The 21,352-nt window shown below is 67.9% G+C and carries 16 protein-coding genes; 5 read left to right on the plus strand and 11 right to left on the minus strand.

What is annotated here, in order from left to right; genetic code table 11:
- Window positions 1–47: 47 nt before the first annotated feature.
- The 8 genes from addA to SP6_RS15305 all read right to left on the minus strand — a co-directional run bounded on the left by addA (window position 48) and on the right by SP6_RS15305 (window position 13,517).
- Window positions 48–3,509 (minus strand): double-strand break repair helicase AddA, encoded by a 3,462-nt coding sequence (addA, locus tag SP6_RS15265; RefSeq protein ID WP_037567960.1) that lies wholly within the window; start codon window positions 3,507–3,509, stop codon window positions 48–50.
- Window positions 3,510–3,713: 204 nt separating this feature from the next.
- The gene (locus SP6_RS15275; protein ID WP_007404014.1) at window positions 3,714–6,668 is read right to left on the minus strand and encodes a PD-(D/E)XK nuclease family protein; all 2,955 of its coding nucleotides are present in this window, start codon (window positions 6,666–6,668) and stop codon (window positions 3,714–3,716) included.
- A complete protein-coding gene (locus SP6_RS15280; RefSeq protein ID WP_007404081.1) occupies window positions 6,661–7,416 on the minus strand; it encodes a nucleotidyltransferase family protein in 756 nt (251 codons plus the stop codon). The genes SP6_RS15275 and SP6_RS15280 overlap by 8 nt, the downstream gene beginning before the upstream one ends.
- Entirely contained in the window at window positions 7,416–8,396 is a 981-nt protein-coding gene (locus SP6_RS15285) for an aminoglycoside phosphotransferase family protein (RefSeq protein WP_007404065.1), read from the minus strand. Before SP6_RS15285 ends, SP6_RS15280 begins: the two co-directional genes overlap by 1 nt.
- A complete protein-coding gene (gene tsaE / locus SP6_RS15290; RefSeq protein WP_007404060.1) occupies window positions 8,393–8,839 on the minus strand; it encodes a tRNA (adenosine(37)-N6)-threonylcarbamoyltransferase complex ATPase subunit type 1 TsaE in 447 nt (148 codons plus the stop codon). Before tsaE ends, SP6_RS15285 begins: the two co-directional genes overlap by 4 nt.
- Window positions 8,836–11,208, minus strand: coding sequence for a sensor histidine kinase (locus tag SP6_RS15295; RefSeq protein WP_037567964.1), 2,373 nt, complete (start codon window positions 11,206–11,208; stop codon window positions 8,836–8,838). The genes tsaE and SP6_RS15295 overlap by 4 nt, the downstream gene beginning before the upstream one ends.
- Window positions 11,209–11,344: 136 nt before the next feature.
- Complete coding sequence (ahcY, locus tag SP6_RS15300; protein WP_007404117.1) at window positions 11,345–12,763, minus strand: adenosylhomocysteinase; 1,419 nt, start codon at window positions 12,761–12,763, stop codon at window positions 11,345–11,347.
- A 154-nt stretch (window positions 12,764–12,917) separates the two neighbouring features.
- Entirely contained in the window at window positions 12,918–13,517 is a 600-nt protein-coding gene (locus SP6_RS15305; RefSeq protein WP_042469346.1) for a YqgE/AlgH family protein, read from the minus strand.
- Window positions 13,518–13,599: 82 nt separating this feature from the next.
- On the opposite strand from SP6_RS15305, the gene SP6_RS15310 reads away from it, so the two are divergent.
- The 4 genes from SP6_RS15310 to SP6_RS15325 all read left to right on the plus strand — a co-directional run bounded on the left by SP6_RS15310 (window position 13,600) and on the right by SP6_RS15325 (window position 16,429).
- Window positions 13,600–14,079 (plus strand): peroxiredoxin, encoded by a 480-nt coding sequence (locus SP6_RS15310; RefSeq protein ID WP_007404076.1) that lies wholly within the window; start codon window positions 13,600–13,602, stop codon window positions 14,077–14,079.
- A 97-nt stretch (window positions 14,080–14,176) separates the two neighbouring features.
- On the plus strand, window positions 14,177–14,395 hold the full coding sequence (locus SP6_RS15315; RefSeq protein WP_007403973.1) for a hypothetical protein: 219 nt from the start codon (window positions 14,177–14,179) through the stop codon (window positions 14,393–14,395).
- Between the two features lie 95 nt (window positions 14,396–14,490).
- Window positions 14,491–15,927 (plus strand): AMP nucleosidase, encoded by a 1,437-nt coding sequence (locus SP6_RS15320; RefSeq protein ID WP_007404170.1) that lies wholly within the window; start codon window positions 14,491–14,493, stop codon window positions 15,925–15,927.
- Window positions 15,928–15,988: 61 nt separating this feature from the next.
- Complete coding sequence (locus SP6_RS15325) at window positions 15,989–16,429, plus strand: hypothetical protein (RefSeq protein ID WP_007404135.1); 441 nt, start codon at window positions 15,989–15,991, stop codon at window positions 16,427–16,429.
- 241 nt (window positions 16,430–16,670) lie between these two features.
- Here the strand turns inward: SP6_RS15325 and SP6_RS15330 are convergent, their stop codons facing one another.
- The 3 genes from SP6_RS15330 to SP6_RS15340 all read right to left on the minus strand — a co-directional run bounded on the left by SP6_RS15330 (window position 16,671) and on the right by SP6_RS15340 (window position 20,352).
- A complete protein-coding gene (locus SP6_RS15330) occupies window positions 16,671–18,509 on the minus strand; it encodes a M2 family metallopeptidase (RefSeq protein ID WP_007404053.1) in 1,839 nt (612 codons plus the stop codon).
- 76 nt (window positions 18,510–18,585) lie between these two features.
- Window positions 18,586–19,347 carry an alpha/beta fold hydrolase gene (locus SP6_RS15335; protein WP_007404098.1) on the minus strand — a complete coding sequence of 254 codons (762 nt, stop codon included), beginning with the start codon at window positions 19,345–19,347 and terminating at the stop codon, window positions 18,586–18,588.
- Window positions 19,348–19,569: 222 nt separating this feature from the next.
- A complete protein-coding gene (locus SP6_RS15340) occupies window positions 19,570–20,352 on the minus strand; it encodes a helix-turn-helix domain-containing protein (RefSeq protein ID WP_007403971.1) in 783 nt (260 codons plus the stop codon).
- 274 nt (window positions 20,353–20,626) lie between these two features.
- Here SP6_RS15340 and SP6_RS15345 point away from each other — a divergent pair, with 274 nt between their 5' ends.
- Window positions 20,627–21,271: a YitT family protein gene (locus tag SP6_RS15345; protein ID WP_007404086.1), complete on the plus strand. Its 645-nt coding sequence runs from the start codon at window positions 20,627–20,629 to the stop codon at window positions 21,269–21,271.
- Window positions 21,272–21,352 lie beyond the last annotated feature (81 nt).

Here is a 21,352-nt window from a genome sequence, read left to right on the forward strand (position 1 = left end):
TTCGTTTCTCCTTGATGGCCTACATCTAGGGGGCGGCCGATGCTCGCTCAACCTCCGAATGCCAAGCTTTGCTCCCCGTCGCGAAAGCCCGGCTTGTGGGCGGCGAGCACCCTATCGGGCACAGGGATCAATCGAGGCCCGGCGGTATAGAGCAGCGCCACCGAGACGCGCCGCCCCGGAAAGATGACCTCCAGCGCGGCGGCATAGCCCGCCATCTGCGCAAGATGGAACACCGGCACATCGTCCAGCCCGCCCGGCGCGCGGCGTCCGGTCTTGTAGTCGATCAGCCGGATCTCATCCGCCTCGATCAGCAGCCGGTCGACCCGGCCCGACACCACCAGCCCGCTCGCCAGCGTCGCCGCGATCGGCGCTTCGGCCAGCGATCCCGGCCCGAACAGCGCGGCATAGGCCGGATCGTCCAGAATACCGAACACGGCCTGGCTGACATCGGCGCGCAAATCGGCATTCTCGACGCCGGCGGCCTGGACCAACCAGCGCTCCGCCGCGCCGCGCCGCGCTTCGGGCGCGACCGGGGGCAGCCGTTCGAGCAGGCAGTGGATCAGCCGCCCTCGCTCCGCCGCCGCGCGCATCGCCGGGGTCGGTGGCGGATCGGCCACCAGATCTTCGCCTAGCGACGACGGGGCCAGCGGACGCGGCGGGCGCGACTCCTGCGGGGCGGGACGATGCACCCAATCGGGCAAGGGTGCCTCCGCCCGCAGGACCGGCGACGGCGTGGACGCGCCCGAATGGGGCGCGAACGGCGCCTGTGGCGTCATGCCGTAGAAGGTCCGCGACTGGCCGTCCCCCGGCTCGGTCTCCGCGACGCCCAGCGCGGTCATGGCGCGGGCGCAAGTCGCGTACCAGCTATGCATCGGGGGCACGCCCGCCGCCCGCTTGCCCAGCGCGCCGGCGACCACCAGCTGCTCCTCGGCCCGCGTCGCCGCGACGTAGAACAGCCGCCAATGCTCGGCGAGTTCACGCGCGGCGATCTCGGCCGCGACCGCATCCAGCGGCCCGCCCCGCTCCTCGGCGCGTGGCGGAAAGACCGGGATGGGCAGCGCGCCGGGTTCGGGCGTCCAGCGCAGGATCGATCGCGGGCTGGCGGTCGGATCGGCGGTGGCGTCGGCCAGAATGACGAGCGGCGCCTGCAACCCCTTGGACCCATGCGCGGTCATCACCCGCACCGCATCGAGCGGCGCGGAAGGATCGCGCACGATCTCGACGTCGCCGCGATCGAACCAGTCGAGAAAGCGCTGGAGCGAGGGCGTGGTCGTGCTTTCGAAAGTCAGCGCGGCGTTTAGCAATTCCTCGATCGGATCGCGCGCCTCGGTCCCCAGCCGGCGGATCAGCTTGCGTCGGCCATCAAGCGGCCCCGACAGCAATTCCTCCAGAAACTGATAGGGGGTGAACACATCGGCGCGCCCCAGCATCTGCCGCAACGGGGCGAGATCGTCAGCCGGTAGCGTCCGCGTCAGATGCGCCCAGAGCGATCCACGCTCGCGGTACCCCGCCTCCATCAAGCGTTCCTGCGACCAACCGATCAGCGGCGACACCAAGAGCGCCGCAAGCGACAAATCATCTTCGGGTTGCAGCACGAAGCGCACCGCCGCCAGCAGGTCCTGCACCGCCAGCGGTGCGTTCAGCCGCAGCCGGTCGACGCCCGCCACCGGCACCCCCTCGGCATAGAGCCGCGCGACGATCAGCGAGGCCAAGTCACCGCGCCGCTTGACCAGGATCATGATATCCTGCGGCTCCAGCCGGCGCCCCTTGCTCTCCAGCATCAGCCCGTCGTCGAGCCAGCGGCGGACGGCGCGCGCGATGTCGGTCGCGACCTTGCGCACCGCATCGTCGATCCAGCCCTCCTCGTCCTCGTCGCTGCCCCCCGCCACGACCGGCGGCCAGAGCGTGACGCGACCGGGGCCTTTCACCTCGCTGGCATGACGCTCGACCTCGCCGGCCAGCCCCATGCCCGGCTCCGCCAGCGCCTCGACCGCGGCATCGACGAATTCCAGGATCGGGCGCGTCGAGCGGAAGCTGTGTGTCAGCGACAGGCGGTTGAACGGCAGGCCGCGCTCCTCGGTCGGCCAATCCTCCTCGCCCGCCACCTGCAGAGCGCGGCGGTGGAAATGCTGCTCCGCCGCCTGGAAATTGATCGGGTCGGTCCCTTGGAAACCGAAGATCGCCTGCTTGTAATCGCCGACGGTGAACAGCGTCCGGGTTGAGGGTGCATAGAGCCCCCGGCCGACGAAGAACTCATCGGCCAGCGCTCGGACGATCAGCCACTGGTTGAGGTTGGTGTCCTGCGCCTCGTCGATCAGGACGTGCTCGGTCACCTGATCGAGCTTGTAGCGGACCCATTCGCCGATGCCCGGACGCTGGAGCAGATCGACCGTCATGCGGATCAGGTCGTCGAAATCGACCGCCCCAATCGCGCGCTTGGCCTGGCCATAGGCACGGGCATAGTCGCGACCGACGCTCAGGCCATCGGCGAGCAGATCGGCATGGCGCGCACGCGCGGCGAGGCTTAGCAGATAGCGGCAGGCCTCGCCGACTTCGCTCGCCATATCCTCATAATCGGGGTCGGCATCGACCAGCTTCTTGGACGCCTTGCGCGGCTCGCCCTTGGCAGTGAAGACCGTGCCCATCAGCGCTTCGAGCAGCGCCACCCGCCCTGCCCGGTCGCTGCCCAGCCAGCGTTCCATCGCGGCCGCCGCCTTCTCGCCGGTCGCGGTGCCCCAGGCCCGATTGGCCCCCGCCAGCCGGGCGACGGCGTCCTCGTCGATATCCTCGACGCCCTCGGCGATCGCTTCGTCGATATCGCCCGATGGCAGGTCCAGGGCACGACGAAGCCAGGGCAGGATACCGCTTGGCAAGGCCTCCAGCGCCGCCGGGGCATGGGCACAGGCCGCGAGGAACGCCTCCGCCCCGCCCTCGCCCAGACGCAGCGACAGCGCGCCGACCGTCTCGACCGGACCGACCCGCCCTTCGCGCTCGGCCGTCTCCAGCATCCGCGCCAGCGCTTCGCGCGCCAGCACCGCCTCTTCGCGCGCCTCCAGCGGACGGAAGCCGGGGGCGAGCCCCGCCTCGACCGGAAAGGCCGCGAGCAGCCCTTGGCAGAAGCCATGAATGGTCTGAATGCGAAGCCCGCCGCCCGGCGCGTCGAGCACTCGTGCGAACAGCGTCCGGGCGCGTTCGCGCAATTCGGGGCCGGCGGTCTCGCCTAGCGCCTTGAGGTCGGCGAACAGCTCGGTCTCGGGCATCCGCACCCAGGCAGCAAGCCGGCCATTGATCCGCTGCGCCATTTCCGCCGCGCCGGCCTTCGTAAAGGTCAGGCAGAGAATCGACTCGGGCGCGACGCCGCGTAGCAACAGGCGAAACACGCGGGCGGCGAGCACCTGCGTCTTGCCCGTGCCGGCCGAGGCGGACAGCCAGACATGCGCGGTGGGATCGCTGGCGGCGGCCTGGTCGCCCTTGAGTGGGGGGAGGTTGGCCATGGGGCGGGCGCTCATGCGATGTGCTCCATGGGGCGAGCGGCATCCCGTGCGCTTCGACTTCGCTCAGCGTGAACGGAGGTTGGGACCAGGCCTCCTGCCCCCTTCAATCCCCCGCCCCGTTCCGCCTGAGCGAAGTCGAAGGCCACGTCCAAACGCTCGCCGGGAACACCGTTCATCACGTCCGCTTCGACTTCGCTCAGCGCGAACGGCCCAGAGGATTTACCGATCACGGCCATACCATTCATCCCGCCGCATCAGCTGATCATATTCCGCGTAGGGCGCATATTCGGGCACCAGCTTGGCTGTAAACGGCGCATCGCCCGTCAACCACTGCCCCGCCGCATCGGCAAAGTTCGCCGCCGCGATCGCCACGAATTCGTCGGTGCGGATGCGGTCGCGCTTGCCCTCGGGATCGACCGGGGTGGCGATATAGCCCAGGCCTTCGCGGCTACGACCCAGCGACCAATATTCGAAACCGCCCGCCTTGCCCGCCACGCCCTCGAATCCACCCCGTTCGGCGATCAGGCCCAGGAGACCGAGTTGCAGGCTGAACCCCTCACGCACCGCAACGGCGGAGGGCGGCTTGCCGGTCTTATAGTCGATCACCACCAGCCCACCGTCCGGGGTGCGGTCGATCCGATCGAACCGGCCGGTCAGCGTCACACCCGCCAGCTTCGCCTCTCCCTTGCCCTCCGCGCTCAGCACATGGCGCCCTTCGGCGGCCTTGGCGGCGACCTCTGCGGCGATCCAGTCGATCGCCTCGATCAACCGGGGCTGCCACAGCGCGCGCATCATCGGATGGGTCCGCTGGTCGCGCAGCATGGCCAGCGCGCGGGGGCGCAGCGCCTCGACCGCGCACGCATCTTCCTTCCACCACGCTTCCAGAATGTCATGGACGGCGGTGCCGCGCCACGCCGCGCTGGGATCGGCATCGACGGGATCGAGCGGGGTCAGGCGCAACACGCGCCGGGCGTAGAAGGCATAAGGGTCGGCCTTCAACCGGTCGACCTCGGTCACCGAAATAACGGTGGGGCGCAGGCGCGCGGGCGGCTTGGGCGCGGGCCGATCGACGGGCGTGTACGCATCCGGCCGGTCGAGCCGCTCCGCCCACGCCGCCAGCGTCGGATGCCCCTCAAACCGCTCCCCCGCCATGGCCTGAAGCCGCAACCAGAAGCGCGAGGCGAGCGTCGGGCCACTGGCATCGCGGCGCGCACGCGTCAGGATCGCGCGCGGCGCCCCCATCGCCTGCGCCAGATCGTGCGCGGCGATGCCGATCCGCTGCTCAAGCCCGACCAGCCCCAGTTGCGCCCGGATACGCGGCGCGAGCCAGGGGTCGGGCGCGGGTCGGCCGGGCCATACCCCTTCGTTCAAGCCCGCCGCGATCATCAGGTCGGCGGTCTGGAGACGCGCCTCGATCGGCCCGTAGATGGCGAGACGCGGATGCTGGCCTTCGCGCGGGATGGCCCGCACCGCGATCTCGTCGAGCAGGCTGCGCATCAGGCCGGGCAGATCGGCGGGATCGATCCGCACCGGGCCGTGATCGGCCTGCTCCTCATAGCCCGACAGGAATTCGGCCGCCGCGCGCCCCGCCGGCCCGGTCCACAGCGCATCACCGCATAGCGCCTGCCCGCACTCGCGCAGACAGGCGAGCAGCCCGCGCAATGTCTGCGCACCATCGCCGAACGTCCGGCCGACCGGCTGGAGCATCGGCGCGACCTTGGCCCAGAAGCCGGCGGCGGTGGGACGGTCGGCGATATGCGCGGCGATGCCGTCCAGCCCCGGCGCCGGTCGCGGCCCCCGCAATCCGCGATCGAGCGAGCGGACTCCATCGAGCCAGTCAACCCGCTCCATATCGCCATGGATCAGTGGATGCTTGAGGAGTGCGAGCAGCGGCAAGGGCGCGAAATGCTGTGCCGCCGCCTCGGCCAGTTGCAGCAGGAAAGTGCCCGGCAGCAGGATCGACAAGGGCCGCCCCGCCGTATCGTCGATCAAGATGTTCCAGCGTCGGCAATGCGCCGCCACCCGCCGGGCCAGCGCGCGGTCGGGGGTCACCAGCGCGGCGGTGCGCCCGGGCTCCTCCACGGCTTCCCGCAGAGCCAGCGCGATAGCCTGCGCTTCCTCGGCAGGGGTGGCGAGTTCGATCGTGGACACGCCCGACAGCCGCCGATCCTCGGCGGGCAGGTCGGTCCATTTGCCAGTGAAGTCGGCCGGGGCCATGGCATTGGCGATGGCCCGTCCGCGCGCCGCCCCCGCATCATAATCGCCGCCGCCGCGCCATATGGTCACCTCATCGCGCCCGACCCCCATGCGGTCGAGCAACAGCTTCAGCGCATATTGCGGATGAGTCTCGATCGATCGGCGGATGCGACCCGTCACGGGATCGGGCTTGTGCGGCCCCAGCGCGTCCCATTCCTCGGCAGGCATGGTCAGGTCGAGCCCGGCGAACACCACCGAGCCACCCGGCATTTCCGACACGCAGCGCAGCACCCGCGCGACGGCGGGCGCGGTATCGGTGACGCCGGCGGCACAGACGAAGCCGGCGGGCGGCTGGTCGCGCCAGCGGGTGACGATCCGGTCGAACAGCAATGTCCGCCGCCGCGCCGCATCGATCCGCCCCATGCGCGCTAATATGGCGGGCCAGCGATCGAGCACGACCGAAAAGGTCTGGAGCGCGGCCTGCCAATGCTCGGTCAGCTCGGGGCCCAGATCAAGCGCGGCGAGCTCGGCGGGCTCGACTTCCTCGATCAGCATCTGATCGAGCGTGCGCGCCAGATCGCCCGCCAGTCGCACCGCCTCGGCCGCCGTCACCGGCTGGCCGGCGCGCTTGCGCTCCTCCTCGACAAGCCGTGCCAGGATCATGCGCCGCGCCGACGGGGCGATGGCGGGCGGCGGCGGGGCTTCGGCATCGGCGGGGTCGAGCGCCGAGCCCGCCGCCTCACCCAGTTCGGGATCGCCCAGCGCCACCATGCGCGGCAGGATCAGCCCGCCGCCGCTCGCGCGCACGAACGCCTCGGTCACCGCGCGCACGCCGCGATTGGTCGGCAGCAGGATCATCCCCTGTGCCAGCGTCAGCGGATCGCCCCCGGTACGGCGCATCAACCCGGCGACCAGCGCGTCGGCGAAACCGCGATGGGCAGGAATGGTATGAAGGCGGGGGCGGCGCGGCTCAGCCATCCCCCAGGATCAGCTCCGTCTGTGGAATGGCGCGCGGGGTGCCGACATCGAACCACAGGCCCTGATGCACCTGGCCATAAGCACGCCCGGCCTCGATCGCGCGATCCCAAAAGAGATTGGTCGAAAACGGCCCCTCGGGCGCATCGGTGATCAGGCGCGGATGGAGGATCTGAAGCCCCGTATAGGAAAAGGGCGCAACCCGGTTGGGCGCACGCCGCGCGATGATCCGGCCGTCAGGGCCCAGATGAAAGTCCCCCTGCCCATTATGATTATGCGCGCGCGCCAAGGGCACCATCAGAAGCAGCGCGTCCATCGTGGCCTCGCCCCAGCGCGAGGACAACAGGCGGATCGCATCGACCGGCCCATCGACCCACAGATTGTCGCTGTTGACGACCAGCACCGGCTCGTCACCTAGCAGCGGCAGCGCCTTGACCAGCCCGCCGCCGGTTTCCAGCAGTTGCTCACGTTCGTCCGAGATGAGGATCTCTACGTTCGGAAAGCGATCCCGCAGATGCGCCTCGAGCTGGTCGGCGAGGTAATGGACGTTGACCACCGCCCGCTCGACCCCGGCCGCGACCAGCCGGTCGAAGACATGATCGATCAACGGCTTGCCCGCGACCGACACCAAAGGCTTGGGGCGCGTCGCGGTCAGCGGGCGCATCCGCTTGCCCAGGCCCGCCGCCATCACCATCGCGGTGCGGGGAACGCGTCCGCCAGGCACGGGACGCAGCGAAAGCTGTCGGGTCATCAGCCGTTTCCTCGGGCCGCCAGGAGATGGGGGTCGCCGCGCAATTCGGGCGGCACGTTGTCGTCGAACCAAGCCGCGACCGGCGCCAGCACCGGCTGCGACAGATCGCGTTCCAGATAGGCCCAGACACGCGGGCACAGACCGGCATAACGCGGCTTGCCGTCGCGCTTCCACAACCGGGTGAAGATGCCCAGGATCTTGGCGTTCCGCTGCGCGCCCAGCACATGATAGGCGCGCAGGAACGCATCGCCCTCGCCCGTCGCGGCCAGATAGCGTTCCAGCATCGCCTGCTCGATCGACGGCTCGACATCGCGGCGCGCATCCTGGAGCAGCGAGACGAGGTCATAGGCCGCATGACCCGCCAACGCGTCCTGGAAATCGAGCAGGCCGAGGCCGCGCATCGGCCCGACCAGCATCAGATTTTCGACATGATAGTCGCGCAGCACGGTGACGGGATTGTCGGTAATGGCATGGGCGAACACCTGCTCCCACGCCGCGCGATAGCCCGCGACGTCCACGTCGAGCCCGACCGCCGGACAATACCATTCGGGGAACAGCCCGGCCTCGCGGTGCAGCACCGCCGCATCATAAGGCGCCAGGCCCTCCGGCGCATGTCCCCGCAGCGCCGCGAGCAGATCGACCGCGCCGGAATAAAGTGCCATCGCCTGATCCGGGTCCGCTTCGATCGCCTCGCGCATCCGGTCGTCGCCGAAATCCTCGATCAACACCAGGCCGCGCGCTTCGTCTGCGCCCAGGATCGCGGGGGCAGCAAAGCCGCGAGCGACCAGCCAGCGCGCGATCGCGATGAAGGGGCGCGGGTCCTCATGCGGCGGCGGCGCGTCCATCAGCACGGCACTGCGGCCCTCCAGCGTCACCCGGAAATAGCGGCGGAACGACGCGTCGCCGGCGAGCGGCGCGATGACCGCGCCCTCCCATCCAACGCTGGCGAGAAAGGCGGGCGCATCTGCGGGCGGGGTCATATCGGCCATCGCGCTTCCCAGCCCGAGGGCACCTTGGCTGTCAAGATACGACCGCCGCTCGGATCCATCTCCAGCGTCAAGGCGAGGGCCTGAGGCCAGGCCCCCTCGCCCGCGCGGTCGGGCCATTCGACGACCAGCGCCGAGTCCCACAGCGCCTCGTCCAGCCCCAATTCGTCGAGCTGCTCGGGGCCATCCAGGCGATACAGGTCGACATGCAGGATCGGAATGACGGTCTCCGGCGGCGCATAGGGCTGGACGATCGCGAAGCTTGGGGAAGGTGCCTCACCGGGCAGGCCCAATGCCGCGAGCAGGCCGCGCGCGAGACTGGTCTTGCCCGCGCCCAGCGTGCCGGTCAGCGTCACCACATCGCCGGGGCGGATATGCGCAGCCAGGCGTCGTCCGAAATCTTCGGTCGCCGCCGCATCGGTCAGCCGGATCGTCATGGCTTTTTCGTCTCCACCACGCGGCGCGGCAGTTCGACCGTCACCAAAGTCCCCTGCCCCGGTTCGGACAACAGCGTGATGGTGCCGCCATGCGCCTCGACAAATTGCTTGGCGAGCGGCAGGCCCAGCCCCAGCGCACGTTCGCCGGTCGCCTTGATCTCGGGCTCGGCGAACCGGTCGAAGGCATGGGCGACCGCTTCGGCATTCATGCCCTGTCCGTCGTCGGACACGATGATCCGCGCCCGACCGGAATCGCCATCGGCGTGCAGCAGGATACGGCCGCTCTCGGGCGTCTGTTCGACCGCATGGCGCAGCAGATGCTCGATCACCTCCTGCAAGCGCCGCCGGTCGCCGGTGACTCGCCCGACCGAGCGCTGAATCTCCACCGCGAAGTCCAGCCGCCGCCGTCCCACGACCGGGCGGATCGTATCCGCCGCCGTCCGCGCGACGCGGGCGAGGTCGACATCCTCGCGCTCGATCTCCGCCCCCTCGCCCCCGCGCGTCAGGTCGAGCACATCGTCGACCAGCAGCCCCAGCCGCTCGGTCGACTCCAGGATCGCCTCGACATAGCTATTGGCCGTCTCGGGCAGCGGCCCCGCGAAGCCACCATGCAGCATCTCGGCAAAACCGCTGATCGAGGTCAGCGGCGTGCGCAGCTCATAGCTCATATTGGCGACGAAGGCGGTCTTGACCTTGTCCGCCGCCTCCAGCGCATTGGCACGGTCACGCAGCGCCTGTTCGGCGCGGCGGCTGTCGGTGATGTCGAGCAGGGTGATCAGCGCATTGCCGTCGGGCAGCGGCACGCCGGCAAATTCGTAATGACGGCCATCGGCCATGGCGACACGGCCGCCACGCTGTTGCCGCTCGATCGTCGCCGAGCGGACCAGATCGACGATCAGCGCCGAGCGATTGGGCGTCGCCAGCCGGCCGGCGACCTTGTCGGCAAAGACATCGACACGCGGATGGCTGGACAGGAATTCCTCCTCCAGCCCCCACAGCACGCGGAAGCGATTATTCCATAGCTGCAACCGGCCATCGGCGGCGAAGACGCCCAGCGCCTCGAACAGATTGTCGAAGGTCGCGGTGCGCACGCGCAGCAGCGTGTCGCGGGCGGAGGCGAGTTGCACCTCCTCGGTCCGATCCTCGAAGATCAGCAGCAGGCCGCCATCGGGCAGCGGCTGCGCCACGACGCGCAGATGCGTGCCGCCGGGCAGATGCCATTGCTCCTCGATGCCACCGCCCGCCTGGCGGAACCAGCCGATGCGCTCCGCCTTCCAGCCGGGAAAGTCGCGCACCTCGGGGCTGCGATTGGCCTCGCGCATCCGCTCCAGCACGCGGTCGAATTCAGGATGATCGGCCAGCCACTCGGCGCGCATCGCAAACATGCGGCGGAAGGGCTGGTTGCAGAAGACGAGTTCGCGATCAGGCCCGAAATGCGCCACCGCCGCCGACAGCCGGTCGAGCATCGCGCGCTGCGCCTCGGCAAAGCGCTTGGCGCCCGCACGCGACTGCTCCAAATCCTCGATATCGACCGCGAAGCCGGCAATCCCGCCGGTCGTCAGCGGCACGTCGAAGATGCGCAGCGCCCGCCTGGCGCCATCGATCGTCGCGGGCAGCACCTGTTCGTGCGGCCGCCCCTGATCGCGCGCGGCGGCCGCGCCCGCCAGCGGCCCGCCGCGTCCCGACCCTTCGACCAGTTCCAGCCCGCGCGCCACCACATCGGCGGCATCGCGACCCTCCACCGCATCGACATAGGCGGTGTTGACCATGGCAAGGCGCAGATCGGTGCCCCGATACCACATGGGCAGCGGCGCGGCCTCGATCAGCCCGGTCAGCGCCTCGAACGCATCACCCAGCCGCCGTGTCTCTGCATCCAGCCGGGCGATCTCGTCCTGCGCCTCGGTCATATCGAGCGCCCAGACGACAACCGCGCCGCTCGCCCCCTGATCCTGTGGCGCACGCGCTCCTTCGAGCACCAGCGTGCGCGCCGAGCCCTGCGGCCGGACGATCCGGCGGAAACGACGGCCGGTCTTCTGCGCGGCGTTCAGGTCGGCGGCGAGCAGCGCGGCATCCTCGGCGGCCAGGCCGTTCTGGTCGCCGGTCATTTCCTCCAGGAAACGCGCAGGGTCGACCAGCCCCAGCCAGTCGGCCAGCCGCGCCGGCATCTCGATGCGGCCATCGGCGCAGACCAGCATTGCCTGAGCGGGGCCCGCCCGCAGCAGCCCGTCCAGCCGCTCATGCTCGCGCCGGATCGCTCCCGCCTCCGACCGCGCACGCAAGCCCAGAAACAGCAGCAGCGTGCCCACCAGGATCAGCACGCAGGCGCCGGCCCCCAGCAGAACCGCCTCGACGCTGTTGATCGTGATCATCCGCAAAGGTCCGGGGCAAGGCTGGCCATCCGCCATGCTCTAACCCGATCCGGATAGGATACGCCAGTTGGAAGCCCAAAAGAAAAGGGGCCATCCTTTCGGACGGCCCCCTCTTTTCGCGAGGATCGACGAGCGATCAGTAGCGATAGTGATCCGGCTTGAACGGACCCTCTACCGGCACGCCGATATAGGCGGCCTGCTTCTCGCTCAGCTTCGACAGCTGGACGCCCAGCTTTTCGAGGTGGAGCGCGGCGACCTTCTCGTCGAGGTGCTTCGGCAGGACATAGACTTCGTTCTTGTAGTTCTCGCCCTTGGTCCACAGCTCGATCTGAGCGAGCGTCTGGTTGGTGAACGAGGCCGACATGACGAAGGACGGGTGGCCGGTCGCGCAGCCCAGGTTCACCAGGCGGCCCTTGGCTAGCACGATGATCTGCTTGCCGTCCGGGAACTCGACCAGGTCGGTGCCGGGCTTCACTTCGGTCCACTTGTAGTTCGACAGCGCCGCAATCTGGATCTCGCTGTCGAAGTGGCCGATGTTGCAGACGATCGACATGGGCTTCATCGCCTTCATGTGATCGGCGGTGATGACGTCGGCATTGCCGGTCGCGGTGACGAAGATGTCGGCGCGCTTCACGGCCTCATCCATGGTCACGACCTCGAAGCCTTCCATCGCCGCCTGCAGCGCGCAGATCGGGTCGATTTCGGTCACGAGCACGCGCGCGCCACCATTGCGGAGCGACTGGGCCGAGCCCTTGCCCACGTCGCCGAAACCGGCGACCGCAGCGACCTTGCCCGCCAGCATGACGTCGGTGGCGCGACGGATCGCGTCGACCAGCGATTCCTTGCAGCCGTACAGGTTGTCGAACTTCGACTTGGTGACCGAGTCGTTGACGTTGATGGCGGGGAAAGGCAGCTCGCCCTTCTTCGCGATCTCGTACAGGCGGTGCACGCCGGTGGTCGTCTCTTCCGACACGCCCTTCAGGTTCTGGACGGTCTGGGTCAGATAGCCCGGCTTCTTGGCGATGAACGCCTTGACCGAACGCTGGAACTCGACCTCTTCCTCATTCTCCGGCTCGCCGAAGGTCTGACCGGCTTCCAGCTTGGCGCCCCAGAGCGCGAACATGGTCGCGTCGCCGCCGTCGTCCAGGATGATGTTGGCGGTGGTGCCGTCACCATTCTTGTCCCAGTCGAAGATGTCGCCGACATAGTCCCAATATTCGGCCAGCGTCTCGCCCTTCACGGCGAAGACGGGGATGCCGGCGGCGGCGATCGCCGCGGCGGCATGGTCCTGGGTCGAGAAGATGTTGCAGGTCGCCCAGCGGACATCGGCGCCCAGTGCGGTCAGCGTCTCGATCAGCACGGCGGTCTGGATCGTCATGTGCAGCGAGCCGGTGATGCGCGCGCCCTTTAGCGGCTGCGCCGCGCCGAATTCCTCGCGCAGGGCCATCAGGCCGGGCATCTCGGTCTCGGCGATCTTGATCTCGGCGCGGCCGAAATCGGCCAGGCCGATATCCTTGATGACGTAATCGTTCTTGGTGGCAGCAGTCGTGGACACGACGAAACTCCGTGCAAAATGGGGCCGACCAAGACGTGACACACGCCGATCGGCACGGCCGACGCCTTAGCGGCGATCGCCTTACGGATCAAATATAAAGATATCTTTATATGCTTCAGCGTTTATCGGGAGAGCGCCGCCCCCCCGACCCCAGTCAGGCGGTGCCGCCCCCCGTCGCCAACTGGCGCGGGTCGATCCCCGCCGTGCCGAACGCCGCCTGCCAGCGATGCTGGGGTTCGACATCGAACAGGATGTCGCGCTCGCCGCCGACGGTGAACCAGCATCCGGGCTCGCGCAGTTCGCCCTCCAACTGACCCGCGTCCCAGCCGGCATAGCCCAGCGCGACGATCCAGCGTTCGGGCCCCGTCCCCTCGGCGATGGCGCGCAGCACGTCGACCGTGCTCGACAGGACCCAGCGGCCGCTGACATCGACGCTGTCCTGCCCCTGCCAGTCATGCGAGTGGAGGACGAAGCCGCGCCGCGGCTCGACCGGGCCGCCATAATGGACCGGCGCATTGGGGGCGTCGCCATGCGCGATATCGAACTGGTCGAGCAGCGTGTGAAAGCCGATGCCGTCGATCGTGGCACCGAGACCGATGCCCAGGGCACCCCCTTCATCGTGCGCGCACATCGCGATGATCGCGTGATCGAAGCGGCTGTCCGCCATGCCCGGCATGGCCAGCAGGAATTGGCCGGAGAGATAGGTCAGTTGATGCACATCCCGACTATAGGGATCAGCGCTTCGCCTCGCCATGCTTGAAATCAAGCCATGTTCCACCGCATGAGGGCGCGGCCTAGCCCGGCACGGTGCCGGAGCCATTCCAAGGACTGGGAACATGACGATCAAGGTCGGAGACCGCCTCCCCGCCGCCACGCTGGTCAAGGTGACGCCGGAGGGCCCCGAACAGGTGTCGAGCACCGATTATTTCGCGGGCCGCCGCGTCGCGCTGTTCGCGGTGCCGGGGGCCTTCACCCCGACCTGCTCGGCGCAGCACCTGCCCGGCTTCGTCGCGCAAGGTGATGCGCTGAAGGCCAAGGGCGTGGACGAGATCGCCTGCACCTCGGTCAACGATGCCTTCGTCATGAAGGCCTGGGGCCAGGCCAGCGGATCGGCGGGCATCACGATGCTGGCGGACGGTAATGCGGACTTCGCCAAAGCGGTCGGCCTGACCATGGACGGGTCGAAGTTCGGCATGGGCACGCGCAGCCAGCGCTACGCCATGCTGGTCCATGACGGCGTGGTCGAACAGTTGTTCGTCGAGGCGCCGGGTGAGTTCAAGGTCAGCTCGGCCGAACATCTACTCAGCCAGATCTGACCCGCCCAACCGCGCCGTCGATCGGATCGCTGGTGGAACAGCGACCACCGGCGGCGCGTTTTTGCAACTGTCCACAGGATGAAAGAGGAAAACGGTCATGACCACCTATGTCCCCCCCGAGAAGCAGGCCCAGGCCAAGAGCTTCAGCGAAAAGGCACAGGGTGCAGCCAAGGCCGCGGGTGAGAAGGTGAAGGGTCATCCCTATGCCGCCGCCGGTATCGCGGCGGGCGTTGCCGCGGCCGTCGCCGGCGCCGCGTTCGGCGCGTCGAAGCTGCGCAGCACGGGCGATGACGAGAATTCGGCCCAGGGTGCCTGACGATAGGTCCGGCGGAAGGCGATCCATCGCCTTCCGCCCTATCGCCCCAGGGGTCCGGCTTGCCAGCATGGGCGACAGCGCCTAGCTCCTAGGGCATGACTCAAGCCGTTCAAATCGTCGAGGAACTCGACCGCCTTTATACCGCCTCCGTCACGCGTCTGAAGGAGGCCCTGACCGCCTATCTTCAGGACGGCACCACGCCCAGCCTGGATGCCCGCGCACAGGGGTGCTTCGCCTATCCCGAAATCCGGCTGGTCTATCGCGGCGAAGGCGGCCGTCCAACGCCGATGCGGTCCTTCGGGCGGCTGGTATCGGCGGGCGATTACCGGATCAGCGTCACCAAGCCGGCCTTGTTCAAGGACTATCTGGTCGAGCAGCTCACGCTGTTGATGGAAGATTATGACGTCTCGGTCGAAGCGGTGCCGGGGCGACAGGAAATCCCCTTCCCCTATGTGCTCGATCCCGGCCATGCGCTGAGCCTGGATCAGGTGTCGGCGGCCGAACTAGCACGCTTCTTCCCGGCGACCGAATTGGCGCATATCGGTGACGAGATCGCCGATGGGCTATGGATGACGGCGGACGGCAATCGTCCGCTGGCGCTGTTCGACGGCTTGCGCACCGACTTCTCGCTCGCCCGCCTGCGCCATTACACCGGCACGCCGCCCGAGCATTGCCAGCGCTATGTGCTGTTCACCAATTACCACCGCTATGTCGACGAATTCGTCCGCTGGGGCGCGTCGCAACTGGGCGAGGGTTCGCGCTTCACCGCGCTGTCGGGCGCGGGCGGGATCGTCATCGAACGCCCCGAAGACGTCGACAAGATCGTCACCGACAGCGCGTGGCGGCGGCATCAGATGCCGGCCTATCACCTGGTCGCCAAGGACGGCACGGGCATCACGCTCGTCAATATCGGCGTCGGTCCCTCCAATGCGAAGACGATCTGCGACCATCTGGCCGTCATGCGGCCCGAGGCGTGGCTGATGATCGGCCATTGCGGCGGGCTTCGGCCCAGCCAGCGGATCGGCGACTATGTGCTGGCCCACGCCTATCTGCGCGACGACCATGTCCTCGATGACGTGCTCCCGCCCGAAATCCCGGTTCCCGCCATCGCCGAGGTCCAGGTCGCGCTCGCCAAGGCGGCCGAGATCGTCTCGGGCCAGTCGGGCGACGAGCTGAAGCGCCGGCTGCGTACCGGCACGATCGTCACCACCGACGATCGCAACTGGGAGTTGCGCTACTCCAAGTCGGCGTTGCGCTTCTCGCTCAGCCGTGCGGTCGGCATCGACATGGAGTCGGCGACGATCGCGGCGCAGGGCTATCGGTTCCGTGTGCCCTATGGCACGTTGCTCTGCGTGTCCGACAAGCCGCTGCACGGCGAGCTGAAGCTGCCAGGCCAGGCCAACCGCTTCTATGAGCGCGCGATCAGCGAGCATATGCGGATCGGCATCGAGACCTGCGAACAGCTCCGCCGAGAGGGGGACAAGCTGCACAGCCGCAAGCTGCGCGCCTTCAACGAGCCGCCCTTCCGCTGATCGGCAACCGGCGCGGGGGCGGTGCGTTACGGATACGAACCGAAACAGGGGGTTTCTCGTCATGGTCGATACGCCGGACCCAAAAAAGCCACGCCCGCCGCGCCGCCGTGCCAGTCCGAAAACGGCGGGTACGACCGCCCCGCGCAAACGCCCCGCGCCGAAGGTCGTAGAGGGGGAGCCGACTGCACCCTCGCCTGCTGAGCCGGTTGGGGAAACGGCGCCGGAAGCGCCCACCCCAGCGCCCAAGCCGAAGGCGCCGCCCAAACCCCGCTCGACCAAGCGCACGACTCCGCGCAAGGCACCGCCACGCAAACCGACGGCGATCAAGCCCGCGCCGGCACCGGCGCTGGGCAAGCATGGCCTCGACAAGGTCGGCGGCAAATGGGGGGTGGCGTCGATCCTGGGAAGCCTGGCGGCCTTTGCCGGCGTGACGGCGGCGCTGCTGTCATTGCGGGGGAGCAGCGCAAGGCGGGATGATGAGGGTGAGCGTCGGGGGGACTGAGGCGACGCGGCGCCCCTCTCACCGTTCAGGCTGAGCGAAGTCGAAGCCCACGCCCCAACAATCGCCCAGCAGACAGGGTTTCCCTTGGCCTTCGACTTCTCTCAGGCTGAACGGAGGTTGGGTAGCTCCCCCATTCCCCCGTCAGGGGAGGGGCCGCTGCTCGTGACAAACCAGCAACGCCAGCGACAACGCCCCTCAAGGCAGTGCCCCTCCCCAAGCCAGCCCAGGGAGGGGCCGCACATCACCACCCCTGCGGCTTGCCCTTGTTCTGCTGATCCAGCCAGACTTTCAGCGGCGCGAAATATTCGACCAGCGCCTTGCCCGACATCTCACGGCTGCCGGTAAAGACCTGCAACGCATCCGGCCAGGGCTTGGACTGGCCCATCGCCAGCATCGCGTTCAGCTTCTTGCCGACCTCCTCGTTGCCATAGAAGGAGCAGCGGTGGAGCGGCCCCTTCCACCCGGCCTGCTCGCATGCCGCCTTGTAGAATTGGAACTGCAGCACCCGCGCCAGGAAGTAGCGCGCATAGGGCACGCCCGCCGGGATATGGTATTTGGCGCCCGGATCGAACTTCGTCTCGTCGCGCGCGACCGGCGGCACCACGCCCTGATATTTCAGGCGCAGCGCGTCCCAGCCGGCCTGATACTGGCTCGCCGGGATCTGCCCCGAGAACACGCCCCAGCGCCATTTGTCGATCAGCAGGCCGAAGGGCAGGAACGCCACCTTGTCCATCGCCTGGCGCAGCAGCAGGCCGATGTCCTTGTCGGCACTCGGCACCTTGGCGGGATCGAGCAGACCGATCTTCACCAGATAATCGGGCGTGATCGACAGCGCGACGGTATCGCCGATCGCCTCGTGGAAGCCGTCATTCGCTCCGTTCTTGTAGAGGAACGGCTGGTTCTTATAGGCGCGCTGATAGTAATTATGGCCCAGTTCGTGGTGGATGGTGACGAAGTCGTCGCCATTCACCTTGGTGCACATCTTGATGCGGATATCGTCCAGATTGTCGATGTCCCAGGCCGAAGCGTGGCAGATCACCTCGCGATCGGCGGGCTTGGTGATCTGCGACCGCTCCCAGAAGGTCTTCGGCAACGGCGCGAAGCCCAGCGATGAATAGAAACCCTCGCCCGCCTTGACCATCTTGATCGGGTCATAGCCCTTGGCCTTCAGCAGCTCGCCGGTGTCATATCCGACATCGCCGGCGCCCTTGGGGGCGACGACGTCATAGATATTGCCCCATTCCTGCGCCCACATATTGCCGAGCAGATCGGCGCGGATCGGGCCGCTCTTGGCCTGGACGGCATCGCCGTACTTTTCGTTCAGCTTCCAGCGGACATAGGTGTGCAGCGCCTTGTACAGCGGCTCCAGCTCGCCCCAGATCTTGTCGGTCAGCTGCGCGAACTGTTCGGGGCTCATGTCATAGCCCGAACGCCACAACGCGCCGGCATCGGCATAGCCGAGTTCCTTGGCACCCTGGTTGGCGAGGGTCGTCATCTGGGCATAATCGGCGCGCATCGGTGCACCGACATTGTCGTGCCAGCTGACCCACATCTCTTTCAAGCGGGCGGGATCGCGCTCGCTGCCCATCGCCGCCTCGATATCCGATCCGTTGATCGGCTTGCCGTCGAGGAGGCCCTTGCCCTTGCCATAGGAGGAGGACATGCGCGTGGTCAGCATCGACAGCTGCGCCGAAGCGCCCGGCGTGGTGGGCGCGGGCAGCGTGATCCCGCCGCGCAGCAGGTCGAGCTTACGCTTGGTGTCATAGGACAGGCCCGGCAGCGCCTGATAGCGCGCCGCGCCCAGGCCATAGCGGACGGCAAGGTCGGTCATCTCCGCGCCCGACGCGGCGGCCAGCGCGTCGGTGTCGTCGGTGATATAGGTCGCGTTGACCCAAGCGATCTGCTGCGCCGGCAACGACTTTTCGGCCAGCGTCTTTTCGGCGTCCGCGACAAAGGCATCGGCCGAGGCGACGGTCGCCGGTGTCGTCGGCGTCGGCGCGGCGGGCGCGGTCGTCTGGGCTTGGGCGGCGCTGGCCAGCGCCATGGCGAGTACGGTGCCGGAAACGGCGGTACGGATCATGCTATCCCCCTAAAATCCTGAAGCGCCCTCGCAGCGGGGCGGATGGCGCGCAGTTGCGCGGCTTTGGCGGCCGCCGTCAAGCCATCAGGAACTGCGCGATCGCCGCCCCCAACTCGGGCTTCGTCACCGAGCTCATATGATTGCCCGGTATCTCGACATAGCGGCCGCGCGGCAGGGCATCGGCCAGATCGACGGCGGCGCCATTGTCGAAATCCTCGGCTCCGGCGGCGACCAGTGCGGGAAGATCGAACCCCTCGATGGCCGACAGCGGCGTGTCGGCAAAGGTCTTCAGGATATGGAGCAGCGCCACCGGATCGCCGCCGGTCGTCTTCAGGAACGCCTCGGCCATCCATTCGGGACTGCCGCGCTTATGCTCGCCCAGCCGGGTGAGGATATTGGTGAAATGCTCGACCCGGCGATCGGTATGGAGCAGCCCCTCCAGCCCCATGCCCGCAAAGATCGCCTTGCCCGGCTCCGCCCCCGTCGCCAGCATCCGCGACACGGTCCGCGCGCCCAGCGAATAGCCGCCCAGATCATAGTCGGTCAGCCCCAGATGCTCGACCAGCGCATGGCCATCCCGCGTCAGCGCATCGGCGGGATAGGCGGCGGGATCATGCGGCTTGCCGCTTTCCCCATGCGCGCGCAGATCGGGCATGATCACCCGGTAGCCCTTGGCGGCGATGGCGGCAGCATGACCATAACGAATCCAGTTGGTGTAGGCGTCGGAGAAATAGCCATGGATCAGAACGACCGGCCGCCCCTCCCCCAATTCGCGCCAGGCGATCGGAGTGCCATCGAAGCTGTCGAAGAAGCGGGTTTCGGGGGCGGTGTCGGCCAAGGGTTCGGTCTCCGAGAGGCATGCTGTATGTCAGCCTCCTAATCTGATCGCCCGGAATGTGCACGCAATCATCCCGCCCCCAACCTCCGCTCGCACTGAGCGAAGTCGAAGTGCACGCCCCGACATAGCCACAAATGGCATCCCGTGGCCTTCGACTTCGCTCAGGCTGAACGGCCGTGGAATTCACGGGAAACGAACGCGACCGGACGATCAGGCCCCTCCTTACCCCACATAAATGCCCGCAACCCGCCACGCGCCGTCTTCGCGCTCCAGCGTCAGCGTTTCGACGATGTCCGCCGAGGTCCCGAACCGCGTATTGAAACGCACCATCCGATAACCGGCGGGTGGCGCGGGAATGTCGTCCTGGCTCAGCAAGGTCCGCGACACCATCCTGCCCAGCGGCGTCCGCACCTTTTCCGACGTCGCGGCCCAGACCTGTTCGGTGTTGAGCTTGCGGAAACTGCTGGTCGTCAGGCGGTAGCTCTCGGCCCAGCGCCCCTGGTCGATCAGTTGCAGGAAACGCCGGGCCGCCTCCACCACCGCCGGGTCGGCGGCCGTCGCGGAAACCGGGGCCGCTTGTGGCGGGGCGGAGGCCATCTGGGTCAGGCCGCCAAGGGCGAATAGTCCGAGGACTAGGGTCATGAGGGTCGCTCCGATGATGATCCGGGGACGGCGGATGCCGTGTCCCACGCCGACAACCGGCGCCCGGCTTTCATCCGTCATCGGCTGCGGCGGGGCCTCCCCGATCCTTCTGTCCCCCATATATTCGGGGGGCGGCGATGCGATCGCCCCGCCTTCCGCATCCAGAAGCATCCGCACCGCTTCCCGGCTGCTCGACACCGACAGCTTGCGACGCGCGTCCCGCAGCCGTTCGTTGATGGTATGGACCGATAGGTCGAGTTGCTGCGCGACCGACTTGGCGTCATGGCCCCGCACGATCAGGCGCAGCGTCTGCTTCTCCTTTTCGGTCAGCGCCGTGAGGCCGTGTCTCTCCCGCATGGTCATCGCCCCTGCCCTATGGTCGGGCCGGGCGTGTCGCCAACCCCCAATAATTTGTATCATCGGATTGAGCGCGGCGCGTGGGCTTCGACTTCGCTCAGCCTGAAAGGAGCTTGGGGATCGAGACTGTTTTCCCACAGCCGTTCAGGCTGAGCGAAGTCGAAGCCGACGACCACCGCCCACCAATTGGCTTGCAGGGACATATGCGGTAGAAGCCCGAAAACTGCCGCCAGAAGCAGACCGCCAGGAGCGGATGCCGGACCCCATATCCGGACCCTCGATGACCGCAGCGACCGCCTCCCCTGCCGACACCCCGCCGCCCAGCCCGATCGGCCGGCCGCATAGCTTGCTCGAAGACGCCTATGCGATCTTCATCGGCTGCGCGCTGCTGATCGTGGGGCTGGTGTTCCTGAAAGCGGCGGGGCTGGTGACGGGCGGGATCGCGGGGGTTGCGCTGTTGCTGTCCTATCTGATCCCGCTGCCCGCCGGCGTGCTGTTCACGCTGGTCAACATCCCCTTCTTCCTGTTCGCGCACAAGGTGATGGGCGCGCGGTTCGCGGTGAAGACGGTGCTGGTTAATATCGGCATCGGCGCGGCATCGGCGATCACGCGCGTGTCGGTGCATGTCGATACGGTGCACCCGGCCTTTGCCGCACTGGTCGGCGGCACGGTGATCGGCATGGGCATATTGGCGCTCGCCCGGCATCAGGCGGGCGTGGGCGGCACCGGCGTCATCACCATCTGGCTCTATCGCAAGCGAGGATGGAATATGGGCATGACGCAGGTGGCGCTCGACGTCTTCATCCTGTCGCTGGCCATTCCGGTGGTGACCGGGCCACAACTCGCCTGGTCGGCGGTCAGCGCGGCGGCGATCAGCCTGATCCTCTTCGCCTGGCACCGGCCGGGGCTGTATATGGGGCGGTAATTCTTTTTTCCTCCCCTGTAAGGGGAGGGAAACAGCGAAGCTGGTGGAGGGGGTGTCACCCTATCGAGAGCGGGATACCCC

The sequence above is a fragment of the Sphingomonas paucimobilis NBRC 13935 genome (genome assembly GCF_000739895.2).
Classification (GTDB): domain Bacteria; phylum Pseudomonadota; class Alphaproteobacteria; order Sphingomonadales; family Sphingomonadaceae; genus Sphingomonas; species Sphingomonas paucimobilis.

Bases quoted from the DNA above. Each gene is read 5' to 3' on its own strand.
- addA (WP_037567960.1), bottom strand. From the start codon at position 3,509: ATGAGCGCCCGCCCCATGGCCAACCTCCCCCCACTCAAGGGCGACCAG.
- SP6_RS15275 (WP_007404014.1), bottom strand. From the start codon at position 6,668: ATGGCTGAGCCGCGCCGCCCCCGCCTTCATACCATTCCTGCCCATCGC.
- SP6_RS15280 (WP_007404081.1), bottom strand. From the start codon at position 7,416: ATGACCCGACAGCTTTCGCTGCGTCCCGTGCCTGGCGGACGCGTTCCC.
- SP6_RS15285 (WP_007404065.1), bottom strand. From the start codon at position 8,396: ATGACCCCGCCCGCAGATGCGCCCGCCTTTCTCGCCAGCGTTGGATGG.
- tsaE (WP_007404060.1), bottom strand. From the start codon at position 8,839: ATGACGATCCGGCTGACCGATGCGGCGGCGACCGAAGATTTCGGACGA.
- SP6_RS15295 (WP_037567964.1), bottom strand. From the start codon at position 11,208: ATGATCACGATCAACAGCGTCGAGGCGGTTCTGCTGGGGGCCGGCGCC.
- SP6_RS15305 (WP_042469346.1), bottom strand. From the start codon at position 13,517: ATGGCGAGGCGAAGCGCTGATCCCTATAGTCGGGATGTGCATCAACTG.
- SP6_RS15310 (WP_007404076.1), top strand. From the start codon at position 13,600: ATGACGATCAAGGTCGGAGACCGCCTCCCCGCCGCCACGCTGGTCAAG.
- SP6_RS15315 (WP_007403973.1), top strand. From the start codon at position 14,177: ATGACCACCTATGTCCCCCCCGAGAAGCAGGCCCAGGCCAAGAGCTTC.
- SP6_RS15320 (WP_007404170.1), top strand. From the start codon at position 14,491: ATGACTCAAGCCGTTCAAATCGTCGAGGAACTCGACCGCCTTTATACC.
- SP6_RS15325 (WP_007404135.1), top strand. From the start codon at position 15,989: ATGGTCGATACGCCGGACCCAAAAAAGCCACGCCCGCCGCGCCGCCGT.
- SP6_RS15330 (WP_007404053.1), bottom strand. From the start codon at position 18,509: ATGATCCGTACCGCCGTTTCCGGCACCGTACTCGCCATGGCGCTGGCC.
- SP6_RS15340 (WP_007403971.1), bottom strand. From the start codon at position 20,352: ATGACCATGCGGGAGAGACACGGCCTCACGGCGCTGACCGAAAAGGAG.
- SP6_RS15345 (WP_007404086.1), top strand. From the start codon at position 20,627: ATGACCGCAGCGACCGCCTCCCCTGCCGACACCCCGCCGCCCAGCCCG.